Source organism: Brevibacillus centrosporus, from assembly GCF_003710815.1.
GTDB classification, from domain to species: domain Bacteria; phylum Bacillota; class Bacilli; order Brevibacillales; family Brevibacillaceae; genus Brevibacillus; species Brevibacillus centrosporus.
The window spans coordinates 368,853-386,358 of the sequence record NZ_RHHP01000001.1 but is presented as its reverse complement, the minus strand read 5'-3'; the positions used below and the strand labels follow the sequence as shown (position 1 = coordinate 386,358).

Annotated in this window: 19 protein-coding genes; all 19 read left to right on the top strand. The window is 50.9% G+C overall.

From position 1 onward, the window contains the following. Positions 1–4 precede the first annotated feature (4 nt). Positions 5–1,024, top strand: coding sequence for a beta-ketoacyl-ACP synthase III (locus EDM55_RS01950; RefSeq protein WP_092266963.1), 1,020 nt, complete (start codon positions 5–7; stop codon positions 1,022–1,024). Continuing rightward, entirely contained in the window at positions 1,024–1,968 is a 945-nt protein-coding gene (fabD, locus tag EDM55_RS01945) for an ACP S-malonyltransferase (RefSeq protein ID WP_122959480.1), read from the top strand. The genes EDM55_RS01950 and fabD overlap by 1 nt, the downstream gene beginning before the upstream one ends. Beyond that, entirely contained in the window at positions 1,968–2,708 is a 741-nt protein-coding gene (gene fabG, locus EDM55_RS01940) for a 3-oxoacyl-[acyl-carrier-protein] reductase (RefSeq protein ID WP_122959479.1), read from the top strand. Before fabD ends, fabG begins: the two co-directional genes overlap by 1 nt. Before the next feature lie 115 nt (positions 2,709–2,823). Continuing rightward, the gene (gene acpP, locus EDM55_RS01935; protein ID WP_005834336.1) at positions 2,824–3,057 is read left to right on the top strand and encodes an acyl carrier protein; all 234 of its coding nucleotides are present in this window, start codon (positions 2,824–2,826) and stop codon (positions 3,055–3,057) included. A 147-nt stretch (positions 3,058–3,204) separates the two neighbouring features. After that, a complete protein-coding gene (fabF, locus tag EDM55_RS01930; protein WP_122959478.1) occupies positions 3,205–4,446 on the top strand; it encodes a beta-ketoacyl-ACP synthase II in 1,242 nt (413 codons plus the stop codon). A gap of 54 nt (positions 4,447–4,500) precedes the next feature. Further along, positions 4,501–5,187, top strand: coding sequence for a ribonuclease III (gene rnc / locus EDM55_RS01925; protein WP_281285141.1), 687 nt, complete (start codon positions 4,501–4,503; stop codon positions 5,185–5,187). Between the two features lie 258 nt (positions 5,188–5,445). Next, on the top strand, positions 5,446–9,018 hold the full coding sequence (gene smc, locus EDM55_RS01920) for a chromosome segregation protein SMC (RefSeq protein ID WP_122959476.1): 3,573 nt from the start codon (positions 5,446–5,448) through the stop codon (positions 9,016–9,018). A 42-nt stretch (positions 9,019–9,060) separates the two neighbouring features. After that, a complete protein-coding gene (gene ftsY / locus EDM55_RS01915) occupies positions 9,061–10,068 on the top strand; it encodes a signal recognition particle-docking protein FtsY (protein WP_092266617.1) in 1,008 nt (335 codons plus the stop codon). A 143-nt stretch (positions 10,069–10,211) separates the two neighbouring features. After that, positions 10,212–10,550, top strand: a complete 339-nt coding sequence (locus EDM55_RS01910) for a putative DNA-binding protein (protein WP_092266618.1) — start codon at positions 10,212–10,214, stop codon at positions 10,548–10,550. A gap of 10 nt (positions 10,551–10,560) precedes the next feature. Then, positions 10,561–11,976, top strand: coding sequence for a signal recognition particle protein (gene ffh / locus EDM55_RS01905; RefSeq protein ID WP_092266619.1), 1,416 nt, complete (start codon positions 10,561–10,563; stop codon positions 11,974–11,976). A gap of 112 nt (positions 11,977–12,088) precedes the next feature. Next, complete coding sequence (rpsP, locus tag EDM55_RS01900) at positions 12,089–12,361, top strand: 30S ribosomal protein S16 (protein WP_092266620.1); 273 nt, start codon at positions 12,089–12,091, stop codon at positions 12,359–12,361. 23 nt (positions 12,362–12,384) lie between these two features. Next, the gene (locus EDM55_RS01895) at positions 12,385–12,612 is read left to right on the top strand and encodes a KH domain-containing protein (RefSeq protein ID WP_055746934.1); all 228 of its coding nucleotides are present in this window, start codon (positions 12,385–12,387) and stop codon (positions 12,610–12,612) included. A gap of 83 nt (positions 12,613–12,695) precedes the next feature. Beyond that, complete coding sequence (locus EDM55_RS01890) at positions 12,696–13,118, top strand: YlqD family protein (RefSeq protein ID WP_092266621.1); 423 nt, start codon at positions 12,696–12,698, stop codon at positions 13,116–13,118. A 24-nt stretch (positions 13,119–13,142) separates the two neighbouring features. Then, positions 13,143–13,658: a ribosome maturation factor RimM gene (rimM, locus tag EDM55_RS01885; protein WP_092266622.1), complete on the top strand. Its 516-nt coding sequence runs from the start codon at positions 13,143–13,145 to the stop codon at positions 13,656–13,658. 17 nt (positions 13,659–13,675) lie between these two features. Next, positions 13,676–14,422 (top strand): tRNA (guanosine(37)-N1)-methyltransferase TrmD, encoded by a 747-nt coding sequence (trmD, locus tag EDM55_RS01880; RefSeq protein ID WP_092266623.1) that lies wholly within the window; start codon positions 13,676–13,678, stop codon positions 14,420–14,422. Positions 14,423–14,579: 157 nt separating this feature from the next. Further along, positions 14,580–14,927 (top strand): 50S ribosomal protein L19, encoded by a 348-nt coding sequence (rplS, locus tag EDM55_RS01875; RefSeq protein WP_055746938.1) that lies wholly within the window; start codon positions 14,580–14,582, stop codon positions 14,925–14,927. Between the two features lie 138 nt (positions 14,928–15,065). Then, entirely contained in the window at positions 15,066–15,629 is a 564-nt protein-coding gene (gene lepB / locus EDM55_RS01870) for a signal peptidase I (protein ID WP_122959475.1), read from the top strand. A 43-nt stretch (positions 15,630–15,672) separates the two neighbouring features. Then, positions 15,673–16,566 carry a ribosome biogenesis GTPase YlqF gene (ylqF, locus tag EDM55_RS01865; protein ID WP_092266625.1) on the top strand — a complete coding sequence of 298 codons (894 nt, stop codon included), beginning with the start codon at positions 15,673–15,675 and terminating at the stop codon, positions 16,564–16,566. A gap of 143 nt (positions 16,567–16,709) precedes the next feature. After that, the gene (gene rnhB / locus EDM55_RS01860) at positions 16,710–17,486 is read left to right on the top strand and encodes a ribonuclease HII (RefSeq protein WP_092266626.1); all 777 of its coding nucleotides are present in this window, start codon (positions 16,710–16,712) and stop codon (positions 17,484–17,486) included. Positions 17,487–17,506: the final 20 nt, after the last annotated feature.

Genomic DNA, 17,506 nt, shown 5'->3' with positions numbered 1-17,506 from the left:
GCAGATGAATGGCAAACGTTCAGTAGGTATTTTGGCAACAGGTTCATACACCCCTGATCGGGTGTTGTCCAACTTTGATCTGGAAAAAATGGTGGATACGTCGGACGAATGGATCGTCTCTCGCACCGGTATTCGCGAACGCCGCATCAGCTCTGCAGATCAAGCTTCTTCCGACCTTGCCTATGAAGCAGCGAAGAAGGCATTGGAAAGTGCGAAGCTAAGCCCGGAACAGCTGGATCTGATTATCGTGGCAACGGTGACCCCTGACACGATGTTCCCTTCTACTGCGTGCATTTTGCAAGAGAAACTGGGTGCGAAACGTGCGGCAGCGATGGATTTGTCCGCGGCTTGCACAGGCTTTTTGTACGGAGTTACGACAGCGACCCAGTTTATCTCCAATGGACTTTATAAATACGTTCTCGTTGTTGGTGTCGAGAGCCTTTCCAAAATTACGAATTACAAAGACCGCAATACCTGCGTGCTCTTCGGAGACGGGGCGGGCGCAGCTGTAATCGGGGAAGTACAAGACGGCTATGGCTTCCAATCCTTTGAGCTCGGCGCTGATGGATCGGGCGGCCCACTGCTTTGCCAGCCAGCTGGCGGATCGCGTATTCCTGCCTCCAGCGAATCCGTTGAAAACAACCTGCACTACTTGTCGATGGCGGGTGGAGAAGTATTCAAATTTGCTGTGCGCGTCATGAATTCTGCGACAGAGGCGGTCTTGACGAAAGCAGGCTTGACGAAGGACGACATCGATCTGTTGGTCCCGCATCAAGCCAACAAACGCATCATTGACTCTGCCGTACAGCGCTTCGGTTTGAGCGAGGATAAAGTAGTCATCAACCTGGACCGTTTCGGAAACATGTCTTCGGCTTCTATTCCAGTTGCGCTGGATGAGGCAGTTCAAACAGGTCGTGTAAAAGAAGGAGACCACTTGGTGCTGGTTGGCTTTGGTGGCGGTCTGACATGGGGAGCAACCCTGTTGAAATGGTCCACAACCCCTGCTGAAGGGAGCGAGAAGTAATGGGTAAGGTAGCATTTGTTTTTCCGGGGCAAGGCTCGCAGTTCGTAGGCATGGGCCAGGCACTGTCTGAACAATCGGAAGCAGCTCGCAACGTCTTTCAGCAAGCAGATGAGGCACTTGGTTTTTCCTTGTCTGGGCTTTGCTTTGAAGGTCCGGAAGAGGAGCTGCGTCTGACCGCAAATACACAGCCGGCGATTTTGACGACGAGCGTTGCCGTTTTGGCAGCCTTCCAGGAAAAGCAGCCGGATTTTCAGCCTGACTTTGTGGCAGGTCACAGCTTGGGTGAATACTCCGCGCTGGTGGCGGCAAATGCGCTTCGCTTTTTCGATGCAGTCAAAACCGTTCGCGCTCGCGGTCAATTCATGGAGGAAGCGGTTCCTGCTGGTCAGGGAGCGATGTCTGCTGTACTGAACATGGATCGTGCTGCTCTTTCTGCCGTATGTGAAGAAGTGACGGCATCGGGTCATCCCGTACAGCTGGCTAATATGAACTGCGCGGGACAGATCGTCATCTCCGGTTCGGCAGAGGGTGTCAAGCTGGCTGGCGAGAAAGCAAAAGAAGCGGGAGCAAAACGCGTTCTTCCGCTCAATGTGAGTGGTCCTTTTCACTCCAGCCTGATGCAGCCGGCTGCTGACAAACTGCACGCGGTACTAGCAGAGGTTTCTGTGGCCGATGCGAAAATTCCTGTGGTTGCCAATGTATCTGCCCGTCCAGTTACAGAAGCTGCGGCGATCGTAGACAGTCTCGTGAAGCAGGTTTCTGCTCCTGTCCTGTGGGAAGACTCCGTGCAATGGATGGTAGAGCAAGGCGTGACGACTTTCGTGGAAATTGGACCGGGTAAAGTTTTGGCAGGCTTGGTGAAAAAGATTGCTCCAGCCGATACGAAAATTATCTCCGTGCAGGATATGGAATCGTTGACGGAGCTTTTGAACGGAGGGTTATGATGCTAGCAGGAAAAACAGCTTTGGTTACAGGAGCATCTCGCGGGATTGGCCGTGCCATCGCGTTGAAGCTGGCTGAAGCAGGTGCCAATGTGGTAGTAAACTACGCAGGCAGCGAGGCAGCTGCAGCAGAAACGGTTGCTTTGATCAAAGAAAAAGGCCGCGATGCCATTATGGTACGCGCGAACGTTTCGCAGACAGAAGAAGTCAATGAAATGTTCAAAGCCGCTCTGGATCATTTCGGAGCGATTGATATTCTCGTGAACAACGCGGGGATTACTCGCGACAATCTCCTGATGCGCATGAAGGAAGACGAGTGGGACGACGTGATTGCCACCAACCTGAAGGGTGTGTTCAATTGTCTGAAAGCGGCTACCCGTCCCATGATGAAGCAGCGCTCCGGAAAAATTATCAACATCACCTCAGTGGTGGGCGTTCTCGGCAACCCTGGTCAGGCAAACTACGTAGCCGCAAAAGCAGGCGTGATCGGTTTGACGAAGACAGCTGCACGTGAGCTGGCTACCCGCGGCATCACTGTGAATGCGGTAGCACCCGGTTTTATCGATACAGAAATGACTTCTGTCCTCTCTGAAGACGTGAAAGCTTCCATGATGGGGCAGATTCCTTTGGGCAGATTGGGGCATACAGACGACATCGCTTCCGTCGTCCTGTTCCTGGCATCGGATGCAGCCAACTATATGACGGGCCAAACCCTTCATGTAGACGGCGGTATGTACATGTAGCCATAAGCATTTGGGGTGGCTTTCAGACGAGGTTTATCGCAGATGGCAGCTGTTATCTCTAAACTGGTTTTTTGGAAGCTCATCCACTATAATACGGGAGAGGGGGTGAAGCAAGATGGCAGATACATTGGAACGTGTGAAGAAAATCATCGTCGATCGTCTGGGTGTAGATGAGTCCAAGATTACTTTGGAAGCTTCTTTCAAAGAAGACCTGGGCGCTGACTCCCTGGATGTGGTAGAACTCGTAATGGAACTCGAAGATGAGTTTGATTTAGAGATTTCTGACGAAGATGCTGAAAAGATCACTTCTGTAGGTGAGGTTGTTAAATACATAGAATCTCACAAGTAGATCCATCAGTTGGAAGTCCCGTAAGCGTACGGGACTTCTCCTTCATTACCAACTGTACATAACTGCAACGGTTTTGTGGAAAGAACAAACTATCACTTGAAGTAAAATAGTAGCAGAATGCTGACTTTCATATAGAGGTGATCGTTAATGAAACGAAGAGTGGTGATTACTGGCGTCGGAGTCATCTCCCCAGTGGGGAACGATGCGCAGACCTTCTGGAACAGCTTGTTGGAAGGGAAATCAGGGATTGATCGCCTGACTGCATTTGACGCCTCTGACTATCCAACGCAAATCGCGGGGGAAGTGAAAGATTTTAACCCTGAGCTTTACATGGATAAAAAAGAAGTTCGACGTACAGACCGATTCGTTCAATTCGGATTAGCTGCTGCAAAAATGGCGATTGAAGATGCCAAGCTGGAGATCACAGCTGAAAATGCAGAGCGAGTGGGTGTATACATCGGATCCGGCATTGGGGGTCTGTCCACGTGGGAGGAGCAGCATACCGTACTGCTGGAAAAGGGTCCACGTCGCGTAAGTCCTTTCTTCATTCCTATGTTGATTGCGAACATGGCATCGGGTGCCGTTTCCATCCAATATGGTGCGAAGGGCCCGACCTCTAGCGCGATTACCGCGTGTGCGACCGGTACGAATGCGATTGGCGACGCACTTCGCTTGATCCAGTTTAATCATGCCGATGTGATGATTGCAGGCGGAGCAGAAGCAACCGTGCGTCCGATGGCGTTTGCTGGTTTTTGCTCGGCGAAAGCCATGTCGACCCGCAACGACGAGCCGCAAAAAGCAAGTCGTCCGTTTGACGTAGACCGTGATGGTTTTGTCATGGGCGAGGGCGCAGGTGTTGTGATCCTCGAAGAGCTGGAGCACGCGAAAAAACGCGGAGCTACGATCCTCGCAGAAGTCATCGGGTATGGCATGAGTGCAGACGCGCATCATATCACATCCCCATCTCCTGGTGGTGAGGGCGCAGCCCGTTGCATGAGGAATGCGTTGAAGGACGCAGGCATCGATCCGACAGAAGTCGATTACATCAATGCGCATGGTACGTCCACGGACCAAGGCGACATCGCGGAGACGCAAGCGATCAAAGCAGTATTTGGAGAGCATGCCTACAAGCTGGCTGTCAGCTCGACCAAATCGATGACTGGTCACTTGCTCGGTGCAACTGGCGGGATCGAAGCGATCGCGTCTGCGTTTGCTCTGCGCGATCAGATTTTGCCGCCTACCATCAACCTGGAAAATCAGGATCCGGAATGTGATCTGGATTACGTGCCAAATCACGCGCGAAAAGCAAATGTCAATGTGGCTGTTTCCAACACCTTTGGGTTCGGTGGCCACAACGCGACAGTGGTCTTGAAACGATACGAAGCATAAATGAGTCCTACTGATAGAATGAGTAGGAAGTCTCCTGGAATGGTGGTGAGGGTGATGAGTTTCGCAGAGCTGCAAGAGAGAATAGGCGTACGCTTTCACGATGAGAGCGTGCTGCGGCAGGCATTCACCCATTCTTCCTACGTGAACGAGCAACGCGGAAAGCGGATACAAGACAATGAACGGCTGGAGTTTTTGGGGGATGCAGTTCTCGAGCTGACCGTTTCCCAGTTTTTATACAAGACGTTCCCCAAGATGAGTGAAGGGGAAATGACAAAGCTTCGTGCTGCCATTGTCTGTGAACCGTCTCTGGTGAAGTTTGCTGAACTGCTGAATTTCGGCGATCTCGTTTTGCTGGGAAAAGGGGAAGAGCTGACGGGAGGACGTCAGCGACCTGCCTTGCTAGCGGACGTATTTGAAGCATTTGTTGGCGCCCTTTATTTGGATCAAGGCGTGGATGCAGTATTTACCTTTATGGAGAAATACGTCTATCCTCGGGTAGATAAGGGAGAGTTTGCCCAGGTAACCGACTTCAAGAGCCAGTTGCAGGAATTTGTTCAACAAGACAATCTGGGAGACATCCAGTATCGCATCGTAGAAGAAAGAGGACCGGCTCATAACAGAGAGTTTGTATCAGAAGTGCTGTTAAACAATCGTTCGTTGGGAGTTGGCTCGGGACGCTCCAAGAAGGAAGCGGAACAGCAAGCTGCTGCACGTGCATTGGTTAAGCTGGGAGATAAATAATACGCTGTGAACAGAAGGCTGCACCAACTCGATTCGGGTGGTGCGGCTTTCTCTTTTCCCCCTGTAAACATTGGGAAATTACTGCGAGAGGAACTCTTCTATGGTACACTTATGTCGATATGACGAAGTAGCTGATTGTAGGTAAGCTCCTGTCTGTTTTGCAGGAGCTTCTTTTCGAGCAAGTCGCTTGCCTTCATGAAAGGGAGGGACTTGTTTCATGCCTTCATTCGAAAGAGGCTGTGAAGGAGGACCGTCAGTATGTATTTAAAACGCCTGGAACTGGCAGGGTTTAAGTCCTTTGCCGACCGGACGGAGCTGGAATTTGTACCTGGAGTAACGGCGGTAGTCGGCCCAAATGGAAGCGGAAAAAGCAATGTCTCCGATTCCATCCGTTGGGTGTTGGGTGAGCAGAGCGCCAAGTCGCTTCGCGGAGCAAAAATGGAGGATATCATTTTTGCCGGCAGTGACACGCGAAAGCCCGTCAATTTTGCCGAAGTGACCCTTACGTTGGACAATACGGACCGTTCCCTCGATGTAGAGTACTCCGAGGTGTCGGTGACCCGCAGAGTATATCGCTCCGGCGACAGTGAGTATTACATAAACAACAGATCCTGCCGTCTGAAGGACATTATGGAGCTGTTCATGGATACCGGCTTGGGAAAAGAAGCGTATTCGATTATCGGGCAAGGGAAGATCGAGGAAATCCTCAGTACAAAATCCGAAGATCGACGCGGTATTTTTGAAGAAGCGGCCGGGATCGTGAAGTATAAAACGAGAAAACGTGAAGCGGAAAAGAAGCTGGATGAAACCGAGCAAAACCTCGTCCGTATTCATGACATAGTCAGTGAAATTTCCGAGCAAATTGGACCTTTGAAGGAACAAGCCGATACAGCCCGTACTTACAAAGAGCTTCATCGCAAACTGGTGGAGCACGAGGTAGCCCTCTACGTGCAGCAAATCGAAGCGGCCCATGCCAAATGGGAAGCCGCTACCCAGCGTGTGCAGGAGCTGCAGGAGCAGCTGGTCGGTCAATCTACAGCGGCATCGCAGCAAGAAGCAGAGCTTGAGCAAGCGCGCTTTCACGTGACGCAAATTGACCAGTCTATCGAAGAACTGCAGCAAGTGCTTTTGACAGTAAGCGAAGAAGCGGAGAAGGTAGAAGGCCAACGTGAAGTATTGCGGGAGCGGATGCGCAACCTGAATGCCAACCGGCAGCAGACGATGGAGCAAATGCACCGGATCACGGAAAAGCAGCACGCCGTGGAAGCGGAGCTGGCGGAGGAGCAGGAACGCGCACAGGAAGCCAGTCGCCGCATGACAGAAGCCAATACCTCTCTGCAAGAGGCAGAGGGACAGTTTTTCTCGATGGTCCAATCGCTGACTGACGATGTAGAGCGCTTGAAAGGCGATTATTTTGAAAAGCTGAATGAAATGGCCAATCTTCGCAATGAAATGCGCCATCAGCAGCAGCTGGTGCAAACGAGCCAAGCGCGCCTCGACCGTCAGCTTGCAGGAAAAGAGCAGCTGGATCAGGAAGAGCAGCAGCGTTTGTCCAAGCTCTCCGCTTTTAAAGAACAGCTGGAGACAATCGATCAAACGATTCAAGAGACTGTCGCAGGGTATAAGTCGTTGATGGACAAAGTTCGCGAGGGACAAGCTCGTTTGGAGACGGCACGTCGCGAGCTGCGCGGCTGGGAGCAAAAGAAGGAAGCAGTCAAATCGCGTCTGGATCTATTGAAAGAAATGCAATCGGAGTTCGCCGGGTTTCAACAAGGGGTAAAAGAAATCTTGAAGGCCCGCGAACGCGGCTTTGCAGGGATTCACGGTGCAGTAGCTGAGCTGGTCGTCGTACCACAGCAGTACGAAACAGCATTGGAAGTCGCACTGGGTGGTGCCCTGCAAAACGTTGTCGTGGACAATGAAAGCGCCGGACGTGCTGCTATTGCCCACTTGAAAAAGCACAATGCAGGTCGAGCGACGTTTTTGCCGTTGGATGTCATTCGGCCCCGTCAGCTCTCGGCTGAGGACAAACGACAGCTGGCAAAAGAGTCCGGCGTCGTAGGGATCGCAAGTGAACTTGTTTCGTTTGAAGAGACGTATCGCCCGATTCTGGAGTCGATGCTCGGCAATGTAATCGTCACAGAAACGCTTGAGCAGGCCAACCGGGTTGCCCGCACGTTAAGCTATCGCTATCGCGTGGTCACACTCGAAGGGGATATTGTCAATGCAGGCGGCTCCATGACAGGGGGCGCTCTGAAAAAGAACAGCTCCAACCTGCTCGGCCGAAACCGTCAAGCGGAAGAGCTGGAAGGTCAAATGGTCGAGATCGATCAGGCAATTTCTGGGCATACTACGCATATGGATCAACTGGTGAAAGAGCTTTGCCAGATGGAGCAGGAACAGGAAGCGCTACGCAGTCAGGGAGAAGCTCTGCGTTTGAAGGAGCAGGAGGTCAAAGGCCTGTACCAGCAAACCGAAGCAGAAGGAAGGTCCTTGGGCGAGCGGACGAAGCTGGTTGAACAAGACATCGCTGGCTACCGCAACGAGATGGAAGACGCTCTTCGCAAGCAGGAGGAGCTGCAAGCGTCTCTGGCTGCGATGGATGCACAGGAAAAAGAGCTGGCTGCCCAGATTGCAGCAGCAGAAGCCAAGCGCCAGGAGCAGCTGGAATCCAAGGAAGAGATGAATCAGAAAATCACCAGTCTCAAAGTGCTAAATGCGCAGGTTATGCAGGAGCATCAGTCTCGCTTGGAGCAGACAGAGCGTTTGCTGGAGCAAAAAAGCACGCTGCAAAAAGAATGGGAAGAGCAAAACGAGGCGCTTGCCTCTCTCGATGAGCTGGAGAGAACCAACGAGTCCTCTGGATCTGAGCTGGATGAAAAAATTGCGGAGCTGCGCCTGGACAAAGACCGGGTAGCCGGTTTAATCCAGGAGCGCCGCAGTGAGAGAGCTACGCTGTTCTACAAGCAAGAGCAGGTTGAGCAGCAAGTGAAAGAGCTTCGCAGGGAGGTCAAATCCCTCGAAGATAAGCTGCATCAAGAAGAGGTTAAGGTGAACCGCAACGAGGTCGAACTGGATCACCTGTTGAATAAACTCTCCGAAGAATACGAAATGAGCTACGATCTGGCGAAGCAAAAGTACCCGGCTCGCGGTGAGATCACAGAAGAAATACAAATTGTAAGCCGCCTCAAAAAGCAGATTGGCGCTTTAGGCACCGTGAATCTGGGCGCGATTGAGGAATACGAGCGTCTGTCTGAACGCCAGCAGTTTTTAAGCACACAGGAAGCCGACCTGAATGAAGCGAAAGATATGCTCTATCAGGTCATTCAGGAAATGGACACGGAGATGTCGCGCAGGTTCAAAGAGACGTTTGATGCCATTTCCGAGCAGTTCCGCGACGTGTTTGTCAAACTGTTCGGTGGAGGACGTGCGGACCTGCTCCTCTCCAATCCGGACAATCTGCTGGAAACAGGGATCGATATCGTTGCACAGCCTCCGGGCAAGAAGCTGCAAAATTTGGCTCTGCTCTCCGGTGGGGAGCGTGCTTTGACAGCGATGGCGCTGCTGTTTGCGATCCTGCGTGTGAAGCCGGTACCGTTTTGTGTCCTCGATGAGGTCGAGGCCGCGCTTGATGAGGCAAACGTCAACCGCTTTGCCGAGTACATGCACCATTTCAGCAACCAAACCCAGTTTATATGTGTCACTCACCGCAAAGGGACGATGGAGAGCGCGGATGTGCTCTACGGGATCACGATGCAGGAGGGCGGCGTTTCCAAGCTGGTTTCTGTGAAGCTGGAGGACAGCGACAAATTTATCGAATCCGCTTCGTAATCTCAGCGGCTGAATCATTATTACCCGCAAAGGAAGATGAAAATGAGCTTTTTCAAGCGCCTTCGTGACGCGATCGTACAAAAATCGGAAGAGGTCACCCAGAAGTTTACGGATGGACTCGCGAAAACGCGTGATCTCCTTGTGGAAAAGGTAGAGGATCTCGTCCGCCGCTACAAAAAAATCGACGATGATTTCTTCGATGAGCTCGAAGAAATTTTGATTACCTCCGACGTCGGCGTCAATACCGTCATGGAGCTGATTGACGATCTGCGGGGCGAAGTACGTAAGCAAAAAATCGAGAATGCCATCGACTTGCAGCCGATTCTCTCAGAGAAGCTGGTTGCTCTCCTGAAAAATGACGAAGTGGCAGATACAGAGCTGAACGTCCAGGACGGTCGCCTGAACGTGATCTTGTTCGTAGGGGTTAACGGCGTAGGAAAGACCACGACGATCGGGAAAATGGCTCACATGTTCAAGCAGCAGGGCAAAAAGGTTTTGCTTGCAGCAGGAGATACGTTCCGTGCCGCGGCGATTGAGCAGCTGGAAGTGTGGGGTGAGCGCGTAGGCGTAGACGTCATCAAGCAGCAGCAAGGCTCCGATCCTGCAGCTGTCATCTACGATGCGATCCAGGCAGCGAAATCCCGTCAGGTAGATGTGCTCTTGTGCGATACGGCTGGACGCCTGCAAAACAAGGTCAATCTGATGGAGGAGCTGGCAAAGGTTCACCGCGTCCTGCAGCGTGAGCTTCCAGGGGCACCTCATGAAGTATTACTCGTACTGGATGCTACGACAGGGCAAAATGCTCTTTCCCAAGCAAAGACATTCGGGCAGTCAGCGGGCGTAAGTGGTCTTGTTCTGACCAAGCTCGACGGTACCGCAAAGGGAGGGATCGTCATCGCGATCCGCAACGAATTGAACATCCCTGTGAAGTACGTAGGACTGGGTGAGAAAATGGACGACTTGCAACGTTTCGATCCAGAGCAGTTCGTTCATGCGCTGTTCGCTGGCCTGATCCAACAGGAAGTAAATGAGGAACAAAAAGAGGCGTAAAATCGGTCTACCAAATCAATAAAAAATGATGTCAATAAAAAACCTTGACACTGGGTGTGGAATTGGGTACTATAATCTACGTGCTGTAAAGAAAAAGTCTTTACAGTTTGCACCGAGTACCTCATAGCAAAGGATTGGTTGTCATGTTGGAAAAAACCAATCAAGTCAATCTCTTGTTTGATTTCTACGCCCCGCTACTCAAGGGCAAGCAGCGTGAATATCTGGAGTTGTACTATCTGGATGATTTGTCGCTTTCAGAGATCGCCGAGATGCATGAGGTCAGTCGCCAAGCTGTTTATGATCACATCAAGCGGGCCGAAAAGCAGCTGTTCGAATACGATCAGAAGCTTCATCTCGCGGACAGGCATGAACAACGAATGGATGCACTGAACCGAATGAAAGAGCTTGTGAATGAGCTTGCGGATAGCGATACAAGAGACGAACTGAACACTTTGCTCCACCAACTGTCAGAGATGGATTAGGAGGGCTCGCATGGCGTTTGAGAGCTTAGCCAATCGGCTGCAGAACGCGTTTGACAAACTGCGAGGCAGAGGCAAAATCGATGAAACCGTCGTGAACGAAGCGATGCGTGAAGTACGACTTGCCCTGTTGGAAGCAGATGTTAACTTTAAAGTAGTAAAAGACTTCGTTGCTCGCGTTAAGGAGCGCGCAGTCGGTCAGGATGTCATGAAAAGCCTGACACCTGGCCAGATGGTTATCAAGATCGTGAACGAAGAGCTGGTCGAGCTGATGGGTGGCAGTGTCGCTCAATTGACGATGGCTCACCGCCCGCCGACTGTCATCATGATGGCAGGTTTGCAGGGGGCAGGGAAAACGACCACGACTGGTAAGCTGGCCAAGCATTTGCAAAAACAAAACCGCAAGCCGCTTCTCGTAGCAGGCGACATTTACCGCCCAGCAGCGATCAAGCAGCTTCAAGTTTTGGGTGAGCAGCTCGGAGTACCCGTCTTTACTCTCGGAGATCAAGTCAGTCCGGTAGACATTGCACGACAAGCGATTGAGCATGCCAAAGCAAATCATCTCGATGTGGTTATCATCGATACGGCAGGTCGACTGCACATCGATGAAGCACTGATGGATGAGCTGAAGCAGATTCGCGAGGTTGCGAGTCCCGATGAAATCCTGCTCGTCGTCGATGCGATGACTGGACAAGATGCCGTCAATGTAGCAGAGAGCTTTAACAGTCAGCTGGAGCTGACCGGTGTGGTTCTCACCAAGCTCGATGGCGACACCCGAGGCGGTGCAGCGTTATCTGTCAAAGCAGTCACCGGCAAGCCGATCAAGTTCGCGGCGATGGGTGAGAAGCTCGACGCACTGGAGCCGTTTCATCCGGACCGTATGGCATCCCGTATCTTGGGTATGGGTGACGTGCTCAGCCTGATTGAAAAGGCGCAGGCAAACGTTGACGAAGAAAAGGCGCGGGACATGGAACGCCAAATGCGTCAAGGTGAGTTTACCTTCGACATGTTCCTTGACTCTATGCAGCAGCTGCGCAACATGGGTCCTTTTGAAGACATTCTCGGCATGCTGCCAGGAATGAACAAGATGAAGGGCAAAATGAACGTCGATGAGAAGCAGATTGCCCGTGTGGAAGCAATCGCCAAGTCCATGACGAAAGCGGAGCGAGCCAATCCTGATTTGCTCAATGCCAACCGCCGCAAGCGTATCGCAAACGGCAGTGGAACCAGCATTCAGGAAGTGAACCGATTCATCAAGCAATTCGATGAAATGAAGAAGATGATGAAGCAGTTCTCAGGCGCCGCCGACAAGATGATGAAGAAGTCCAAGAAAAAGGGCGGACTCGGACTCCCGTTTATGGGGAAGGGCGGAGGCAAAAACCAGGGTGGCATGAACTTCCCGTTTAATTTCAAACCGCCGTTCAAATGATGGAGCATGAACTCTCTTCGCGGCACTGACTTGTCAGCTGACGCGATGGTTCAGATATAGTAGCACCAACGCGAAGGAATATCGCGTTGATTTATACAGGAGGTGACACAACATGGCAGTTAAAATCCGTCTGAAGCGTATGGGTTCCAAGAAAGCTCCTTTCTACCGTGTAGTAGTAGCTGACTCTCGTTCCCCTCGTGATGGCCGTTTCATTGAAGAAATCGGTTACTACAATCCGGTTGCACAACCGGCAGTGGTGAAAATTGATACCGAAAAAGCGGTACAATGGATCCTGAATGGTGCAGCTCCAACTGATACCGTTCGTAACCTTCTCTCCAAAGAAGGCGTTATGGCTAAAGTACACGAAACCAAATACGGCAAATAAGCCGTTCATCTGGAGGTCTGATGATGAAAGCGCTGGTCGAAACGATCGCAAAAGCTCTCGTCGATCATCCGAATGAGGTTCGTGTGAATGCAGTGGAAAAAGAGCGTACTCTCGTCTTTGAATTGTCGGTCCACCCTGATGATATGGGGAAGATCATTGGCAAGCAGGGACGGATCGCGAAAGCACTGCGCACGGTCGTGATGGCGGCATCCGTGGAAACGGACAAGCGTGTCACGGTTGAAATTGTTTGAGTGAAAAGGCTGGGAGCATTCCCAGTCTTTTTCTTCATGTTTTCGAATGAGCGATTCTGGGCGAGTCGAGGGGAGTGGCACAAATGCTCACTATTTTTCGTTCGGTACAGGTCAAGATCATCATGACGGAAGCCTCCCGCGCTGCACTGGTTGAACAATATGCAAGACAGATCCGCCAGCAACGCGACTCATGGGAGCAGTGGCAGTTTCAAACGAAAAAGATACTCGCTGACGCAAAGAAAAAGTCAGCGGATACATACGCACTCGCACAAGAGAAAGTGGCACGGGAAGAAAAGCAGCGCAAAGAGAAAATGGAGATTCTTCAGTTTCAGCTGAGGCAGGCAGAGAATTTGCCTGAGGGCAGCGAAATGGACTATCAAACGGTACAAAGCCCCGTAACGGTGCAAATCGGTGATGTTTGGGATGAAATCATAGCGGGAACGGAAATCCTGATAAAAGATGGTCAGGTACATGAGATTCGCGGGCGAGCATCAGAACAAAGGTAAGCGTTCATAGGAGGATGGGATCGATTGGAAAAGCGTTACTATGGAGTGGGGAAGCTGGTCAATACACACGGCTTGCGTGGAGAAGTGCGAATCATTCCGACGACTGATTTCCCTGATCAGCGTTTTCGGAAAGGGAACGAGCTGTTATTGTTCCACCCTACACTGACAGAGCCATTGAAACTAAAAATTGCAACTCGCCGGCCACACAAAGGGTTCGAGATATTGAGCTTTCATGGCTATTCGAATATTAACGATATCGAGAAGTACAAGGGCGGAGAGCTGAAAATACCAGAAGAGTCCCTGATGGAGCTGGAAGAAGACGAGTTTTACATCCATCAGTTGATCGGGTGTGAAGTGGTTACGGACCAAGGGGAAGAGTTGGGGAAAATCGTCGATGTGATGCAGCCAGGGGCAAACGATGTTTGGGTCGTAAAAGGCAAACGTGGCGAAATCCTGCTGCCCTACATCGACGATTGCATCAAAGAAGTGGATGTCAAAGGCAAACGCGTGGTCTGCCATCTGATGGAAGGCTTGCTGTAGGGAGGATTCGTATTCACATGCGCATTGATATACTCACCCTGTTTCCCGAGATGTTTGCGGGGGTTTTATCTAGCAGCATTTTAGGAAAAGCGCGTGAAAAAGAGATCGTGGACTTTCACGTAACGAACTTTCGCGACTTCTCAGAGAGCAAGCATGGCACTGTAGACGATACCCCGTATGGCGGCGGAGGAGGCATGGTGCTCAAGCCGGAGCCGTTGTTTCGGGCGGTCGAATCCATGGCAGGCGAGAAGAAGCCTCGCGTGATCCTCATGTGTCCACAGGGAGTCCCCTACAATCAGAAGCTTGCAGAGGAGCTGGCAAAGGAAGAGCATCTCGTATTTGTTTGCGGTCACTACGAAGGCTATGATGAGCGTATCCGCGAGCATTTGGTCACGGATGAGATTTCTATCGGCGATTACGTTTTGACGGGCGGAGAGCTGGCAGCGATGGTCGTGATCGACAGTGTTGTTCGGCTTCAGCCTGGAGCACTGGGCAATCAGACGTCCGCTGTAGAGGATTCCTTTTCAACGGGTCTCCTGGAGTACCCCCACTATACGAGACCGGCTGAATTTCGCGGCTGGAGGGTACCTGACGTCCTTCTTTCCGGACATCATGCCAACATCGTGAAATGGCGCCTGAAAGAGTCCCTGAGACGTACCAGTGAGCGCAGGCCGGATCTGCTGAAGAGACTCGAGTTGACGGCTGAAATGAAGAAGCTCCTAGCAGAACTGGAAGCAGAGAAAAAAATTACAGACAAACCGTAAAAACATCCTTGTAGTCTCTCGCCCAGTGTGCTAATATATTTCTTGTGGCAATTTTGCCCGCTGACTAAGGCGGTCCGCTACTCGTATCTCAGGCATATGCGCTGAGCCAGCTATTGGTAGACGAGTAAGAACGTCTGATCGGAAGGAGGGAATTCAAATGAACCAAGTAATCCGTGAATTGGAAAAAGAGCAATTGAAACAGGACATTCCTGCGTTCCGACCTGGTGACACCGTTCGTGTACACGTTAAGGTAATCGAGGGTCAGCGTGAGCGTATTCAGCTCTTCGAAGGCGTTTGCATCCGCCGTCGTGGTACTGGTATCAGCGAAACTTTCACTGCTCGTAAGATTTCTTACGGTGTAGGTGTTGAGCGTACCTTCCCATTGCACACGCCTAAGATCGACAAGATCGAGATCGTGCGTCATGGTAAAGTACGTCGTGCGAAACTGTACTATCTGCGTGATCGCGTAGGTAAAGCAGCTCGTATTAAAGAAATCCGTCGATAAGCGTTTGCTAACGCATAGGAAAGAGGACTGGTCTGCTAGCCAGGCCTCTTTTTTCCATTTAGGGCAAGAATGGCAAGTAGACATGGCTGCACCAAGGATCAAAACAAAGCACAAGCCAACTGTTCGGAGGGTCGGATCATGAACGAAGAAGTTACTTCCACCCACGCCAAGAAAAACGAACTATGGGAATGGACCCGCGCGCTGGTTATTGCGATTATCCTAGCGTTTCTCATCCGGACCTTCCTATTCGCCCCTTTTATCGTAGAGGGCGAGTCCATGGAAACCACCTTACATAACAATGAAAAATTGGTTGTAAACAAAGCCATTTACTATATGGAGGACCCGAAGCCGGGAGATATTATCGTGTTTCATGCAGAAAAAACACGAGATTATATCAAGCGGGTGATCGCGGTCGCGGGAGATACGGTGGAAGTCAAAAACGATCAGCTTTTTATAAATGGGAAGCTGGTAGAAGAGCCATATCTTGCACAACATAAAGAAGAGGCAAAAAAACAGGGAGAACTCGTTTTCACACATGATTTCCCTTTGGTAAAAATCCCTGCCAATCACATCTTCGTCATGGGAGACAACCGTTTAAACAGCACGGATAGCCGGATTATCGGACCTGTGGCTGTCAGTACGGTTGTTGGTCGCGCTGAATTTACGTTTTGGCCGATCGGCGATATCCGTATGACAAGATAAGGTGGGAATATGTAAGAACAGCAGCAAGGTAGGTGAGACATACATGACCATTCAATGGTTTCCGGGGCACATGGCGAAAGCGCGCCGGCAAGTGACGGAGAAGCTCAAGCTGATTGATGTGGTCATCGAGTTGCTGGATGCACGGCTTCCTTTATCCAGCCGCAACCCGATGATTGATGAAATTGTCGGCGATATGCCCAGACTGATTTTATTGAACAAGGCTGATTTAGCGGACGAAAAAGTAACCGATCAATGGATGTCCTATTTCCGCGGGCTAGGGATCCGCACGCTTCCGATTGACGCATTAAGTGGTAAGGGTGTGGGTAAGCTGCCTGAGCTATGCAAAGAGCTAGCTGGCGATATGCTGGCGAAGCGAGCAGAAAAGGGTATGCAAGGACGTGCGATCCGCATTATGATTTTGGGAATCCCAAACGTCGGCAAGTCGTCTCTGATCAATCGACTGTCCAAGCGCTCTGTTGCCCAGACCGGTGATCGCCCAGCTGTGACAAAAGCGCAGCAGTGGGTGAAGATGGGGGATACACTCGAGCTTTTAGATACACCAGGTATTTTGTGGCCGAAGTTCGAGGACCAAATGGTTGGCTTGCGGCTAGCAGCAAGTGGCGCGATCAAGGACGAGCTCATTGACTTTACAGAAGTTGCTCTGTTTGTGATCAGCTACATGATGCACTACTACCCAGAGAGATTGGTAGAGCGCTTCAAGCTGAAGGAATTGCCCGACGATCGAGTGAAAATGCTTGAGGAGATCGGGAAAAAGCGAGGCTGTCTCGTTTCAGGGGGAAACATTGACTACGACAAGGCGGCAGAAATCTTCTTGCGAGAGCTGCGATCCGGTAAGCTGGGTCAAGTATCTGTAGAGCGCCCGATCGATTGGGAAATGGACGAACCGATTGGCAAACCACTCTCGTTATCTGAATAAATGAATGAATGAGCGTTGAAAAACCTGTCTATCCCTCATGGTAGGCGGTTTTTTTATTCGGATCGGGATGGAAAAAGCTTGGAGTAGCCAGGTATTCTAAATGAAGAGAAGTTATTTATCCGTACATAAGGAGAAAGCAGTCAATGAATATGGCAGAACTGTCGATAAAGGAAATAAGAGAATGGGTCGAAAAATTGGACGAGGTACCCAAAGATTTTTTACAATTATTAAAGGATGACAAGCGGGCAGGGGTTCAAGAAATTGCCCGCAAAGCTGAGGCAGCAATAGCACGTAGAGAGAAGCTGGCGGCACAGTGGACAGAAATGACGCAGTACGAGCGTTCTTTACGCGAGAGTGGGCACGTGCATTTGTTTGGGATCGATGAAGTGGGACGGGGTCCTTTGGCAGGGCCAGTAGTTGCTGCGGCAGTTTGTTTGCCAGCAGACTTCTATTTGCCGGGCTTGAATGATTCGAAGAAAGTGCCAATTGCTACTCGTGAGGCTTTTTATGAGATCATCATGCGTGATGCGACGGCTGTTGGCATCGGAATCGTAGACGCCTTTCGTATCGACGCTATCAATATTTTGAATGCAACGAAAGAAGCGATGCTCCTCGCTATTCAAAATGCTTCCATCGCACCTGATGCGTGTCTGATCGATGCTGTTCAGCTTGCAGGGCTCAGCTGCAAACAGGTCCCGATCATTGGTGGAGATGGCAAAAGTGTATCCATTGCAGCCGCATCGATCGTGGCAAAAGTCACACGAGACCGCATGATGGTTGACTACGGACGTGAATTTCCTGAGTACGGATTTGAAAAACATGCAGGTTACGGAACAGCAGAGCATTTGTCTGCGATTGAGCGCTTTGGGGCGACTCCGATTCATCGGAAGACGTTTACCGGAGTAAAAGAGCAAGCATAATGAAGCTACTGTTTTGGGCC

What these genes read in the sequence shown, in the direction of transcription:
- EDM55_RS01950 (WP_092266963.1), top strand. Translation starts at nt 5, where the DNA reads ATGAATGGCAAACGTTCAGTAGGTATTTTGGCAACAGGTTCATACACC.
- fabD (WP_122959480.1), top strand. Translation starts at nt 1,024, where the DNA reads ATGGGTAAGGTAGCATTTGTTTTTCCGGGGCAAGGCTCGCAGTTCGTA.
- fabG (WP_122959479.1), top strand. Translation starts at nt 1,968, where the DNA reads ATGCTAGCAGGAAAAACAGCTTTGGTTACAGGAGCATCTCGCGGGATT.
- acpP (WP_005834336.1), top strand. Translation starts at nt 2,824, where the DNA reads ATGGCAGATACATTGGAACGTGTGAAGAAAATCATCGTCGATCGTCTG.
- fabF (WP_122959478.1), top strand. Translation starts at nt 3,205, where the DNA reads ATGAAACGAAGAGTGGTGATTACTGGCGTCGGAGTCATCTCCCCAGTG.
- rnc (WP_281285141.1), top strand. Translation starts at nt 4,501, where the DNA reads ATGAGTTTCGCAGAGCTGCAAGAGAGAATAGGCGTACGCTTTCACGAT.
- smc (WP_122959476.1), top strand. Translation starts at nt 5,446, where the DNA reads ATGTATTTAAAACGCCTGGAACTGGCAGGGTTTAAGTCCTTTGCCGAC.
- ftsY (WP_092266617.1), top strand. Translation starts at nt 9,061, where the DNA reads ATGAGCTTTTTCAAGCGCCTTCGTGACGCGATCGTACAAAAATCGGAA.
- EDM55_RS01910 (WP_092266618.1), top strand. Translation starts at nt 10,212, where the DNA reads ATGTTGGAAAAAACCAATCAAGTCAATCTCTTGTTTGATTTCTACGCC.
- ffh (WP_092266619.1), top strand. Translation starts at nt 10,561, where the DNA reads ATGGCGTTTGAGAGCTTAGCCAATCGGCTGCAGAACGCGTTTGACAAA.
- rpsP (WP_092266620.1), top strand. Translation starts at nt 12,089, where the DNA reads ATGGCAGTTAAAATCCGTCTGAAGCGTATGGGTTCCAAGAAAGCTCCT.
- EDM55_RS01895 (WP_055746934.1), top strand. Translation starts at nt 12,385, where the DNA reads ATGAAAGCGCTGGTCGAAACGATCGCAAAAGCTCTCGTCGATCATCCG.
- EDM55_RS01890 (WP_092266621.1), top strand. Translation starts at nt 12,696, where the DNA reads ATGCTCACTATTTTTCGTTCGGTACAGGTCAAGATCATCATGACGGAA.
- trmD (WP_092266623.1), top strand. Translation starts at nt 13,676, where the DNA reads ATGCGCATTGATATACTCACCCTGTTTCCCGAGATGTTTGCGGGGGTT.
- rplS (WP_055746938.1), top strand. Translation starts at nt 14,580, where the DNA reads ATGAACCAAGTAATCCGTGAATTGGAAAAAGAGCAATTGAAACAGGAC.
- lepB (WP_122959475.1), top strand. Translation starts at nt 15,066, where the DNA reads ATGAACGAAGAAGTTACTTCCACCCACGCCAAGAAAAACGAACTATGG.
- ylqF (WP_092266625.1), top strand. Translation starts at nt 15,673, where the DNA reads ATGACCATTCAATGGTTTCCGGGGCACATGGCGAAAGCGCGCCGGCAA.
- rnhB (WP_092266626.1), top strand. Translation starts at nt 16,710, where the DNA reads ATGAATATGGCAGAACTGTCGATAAAGGAAATAAGAGAATGGGTCGAA.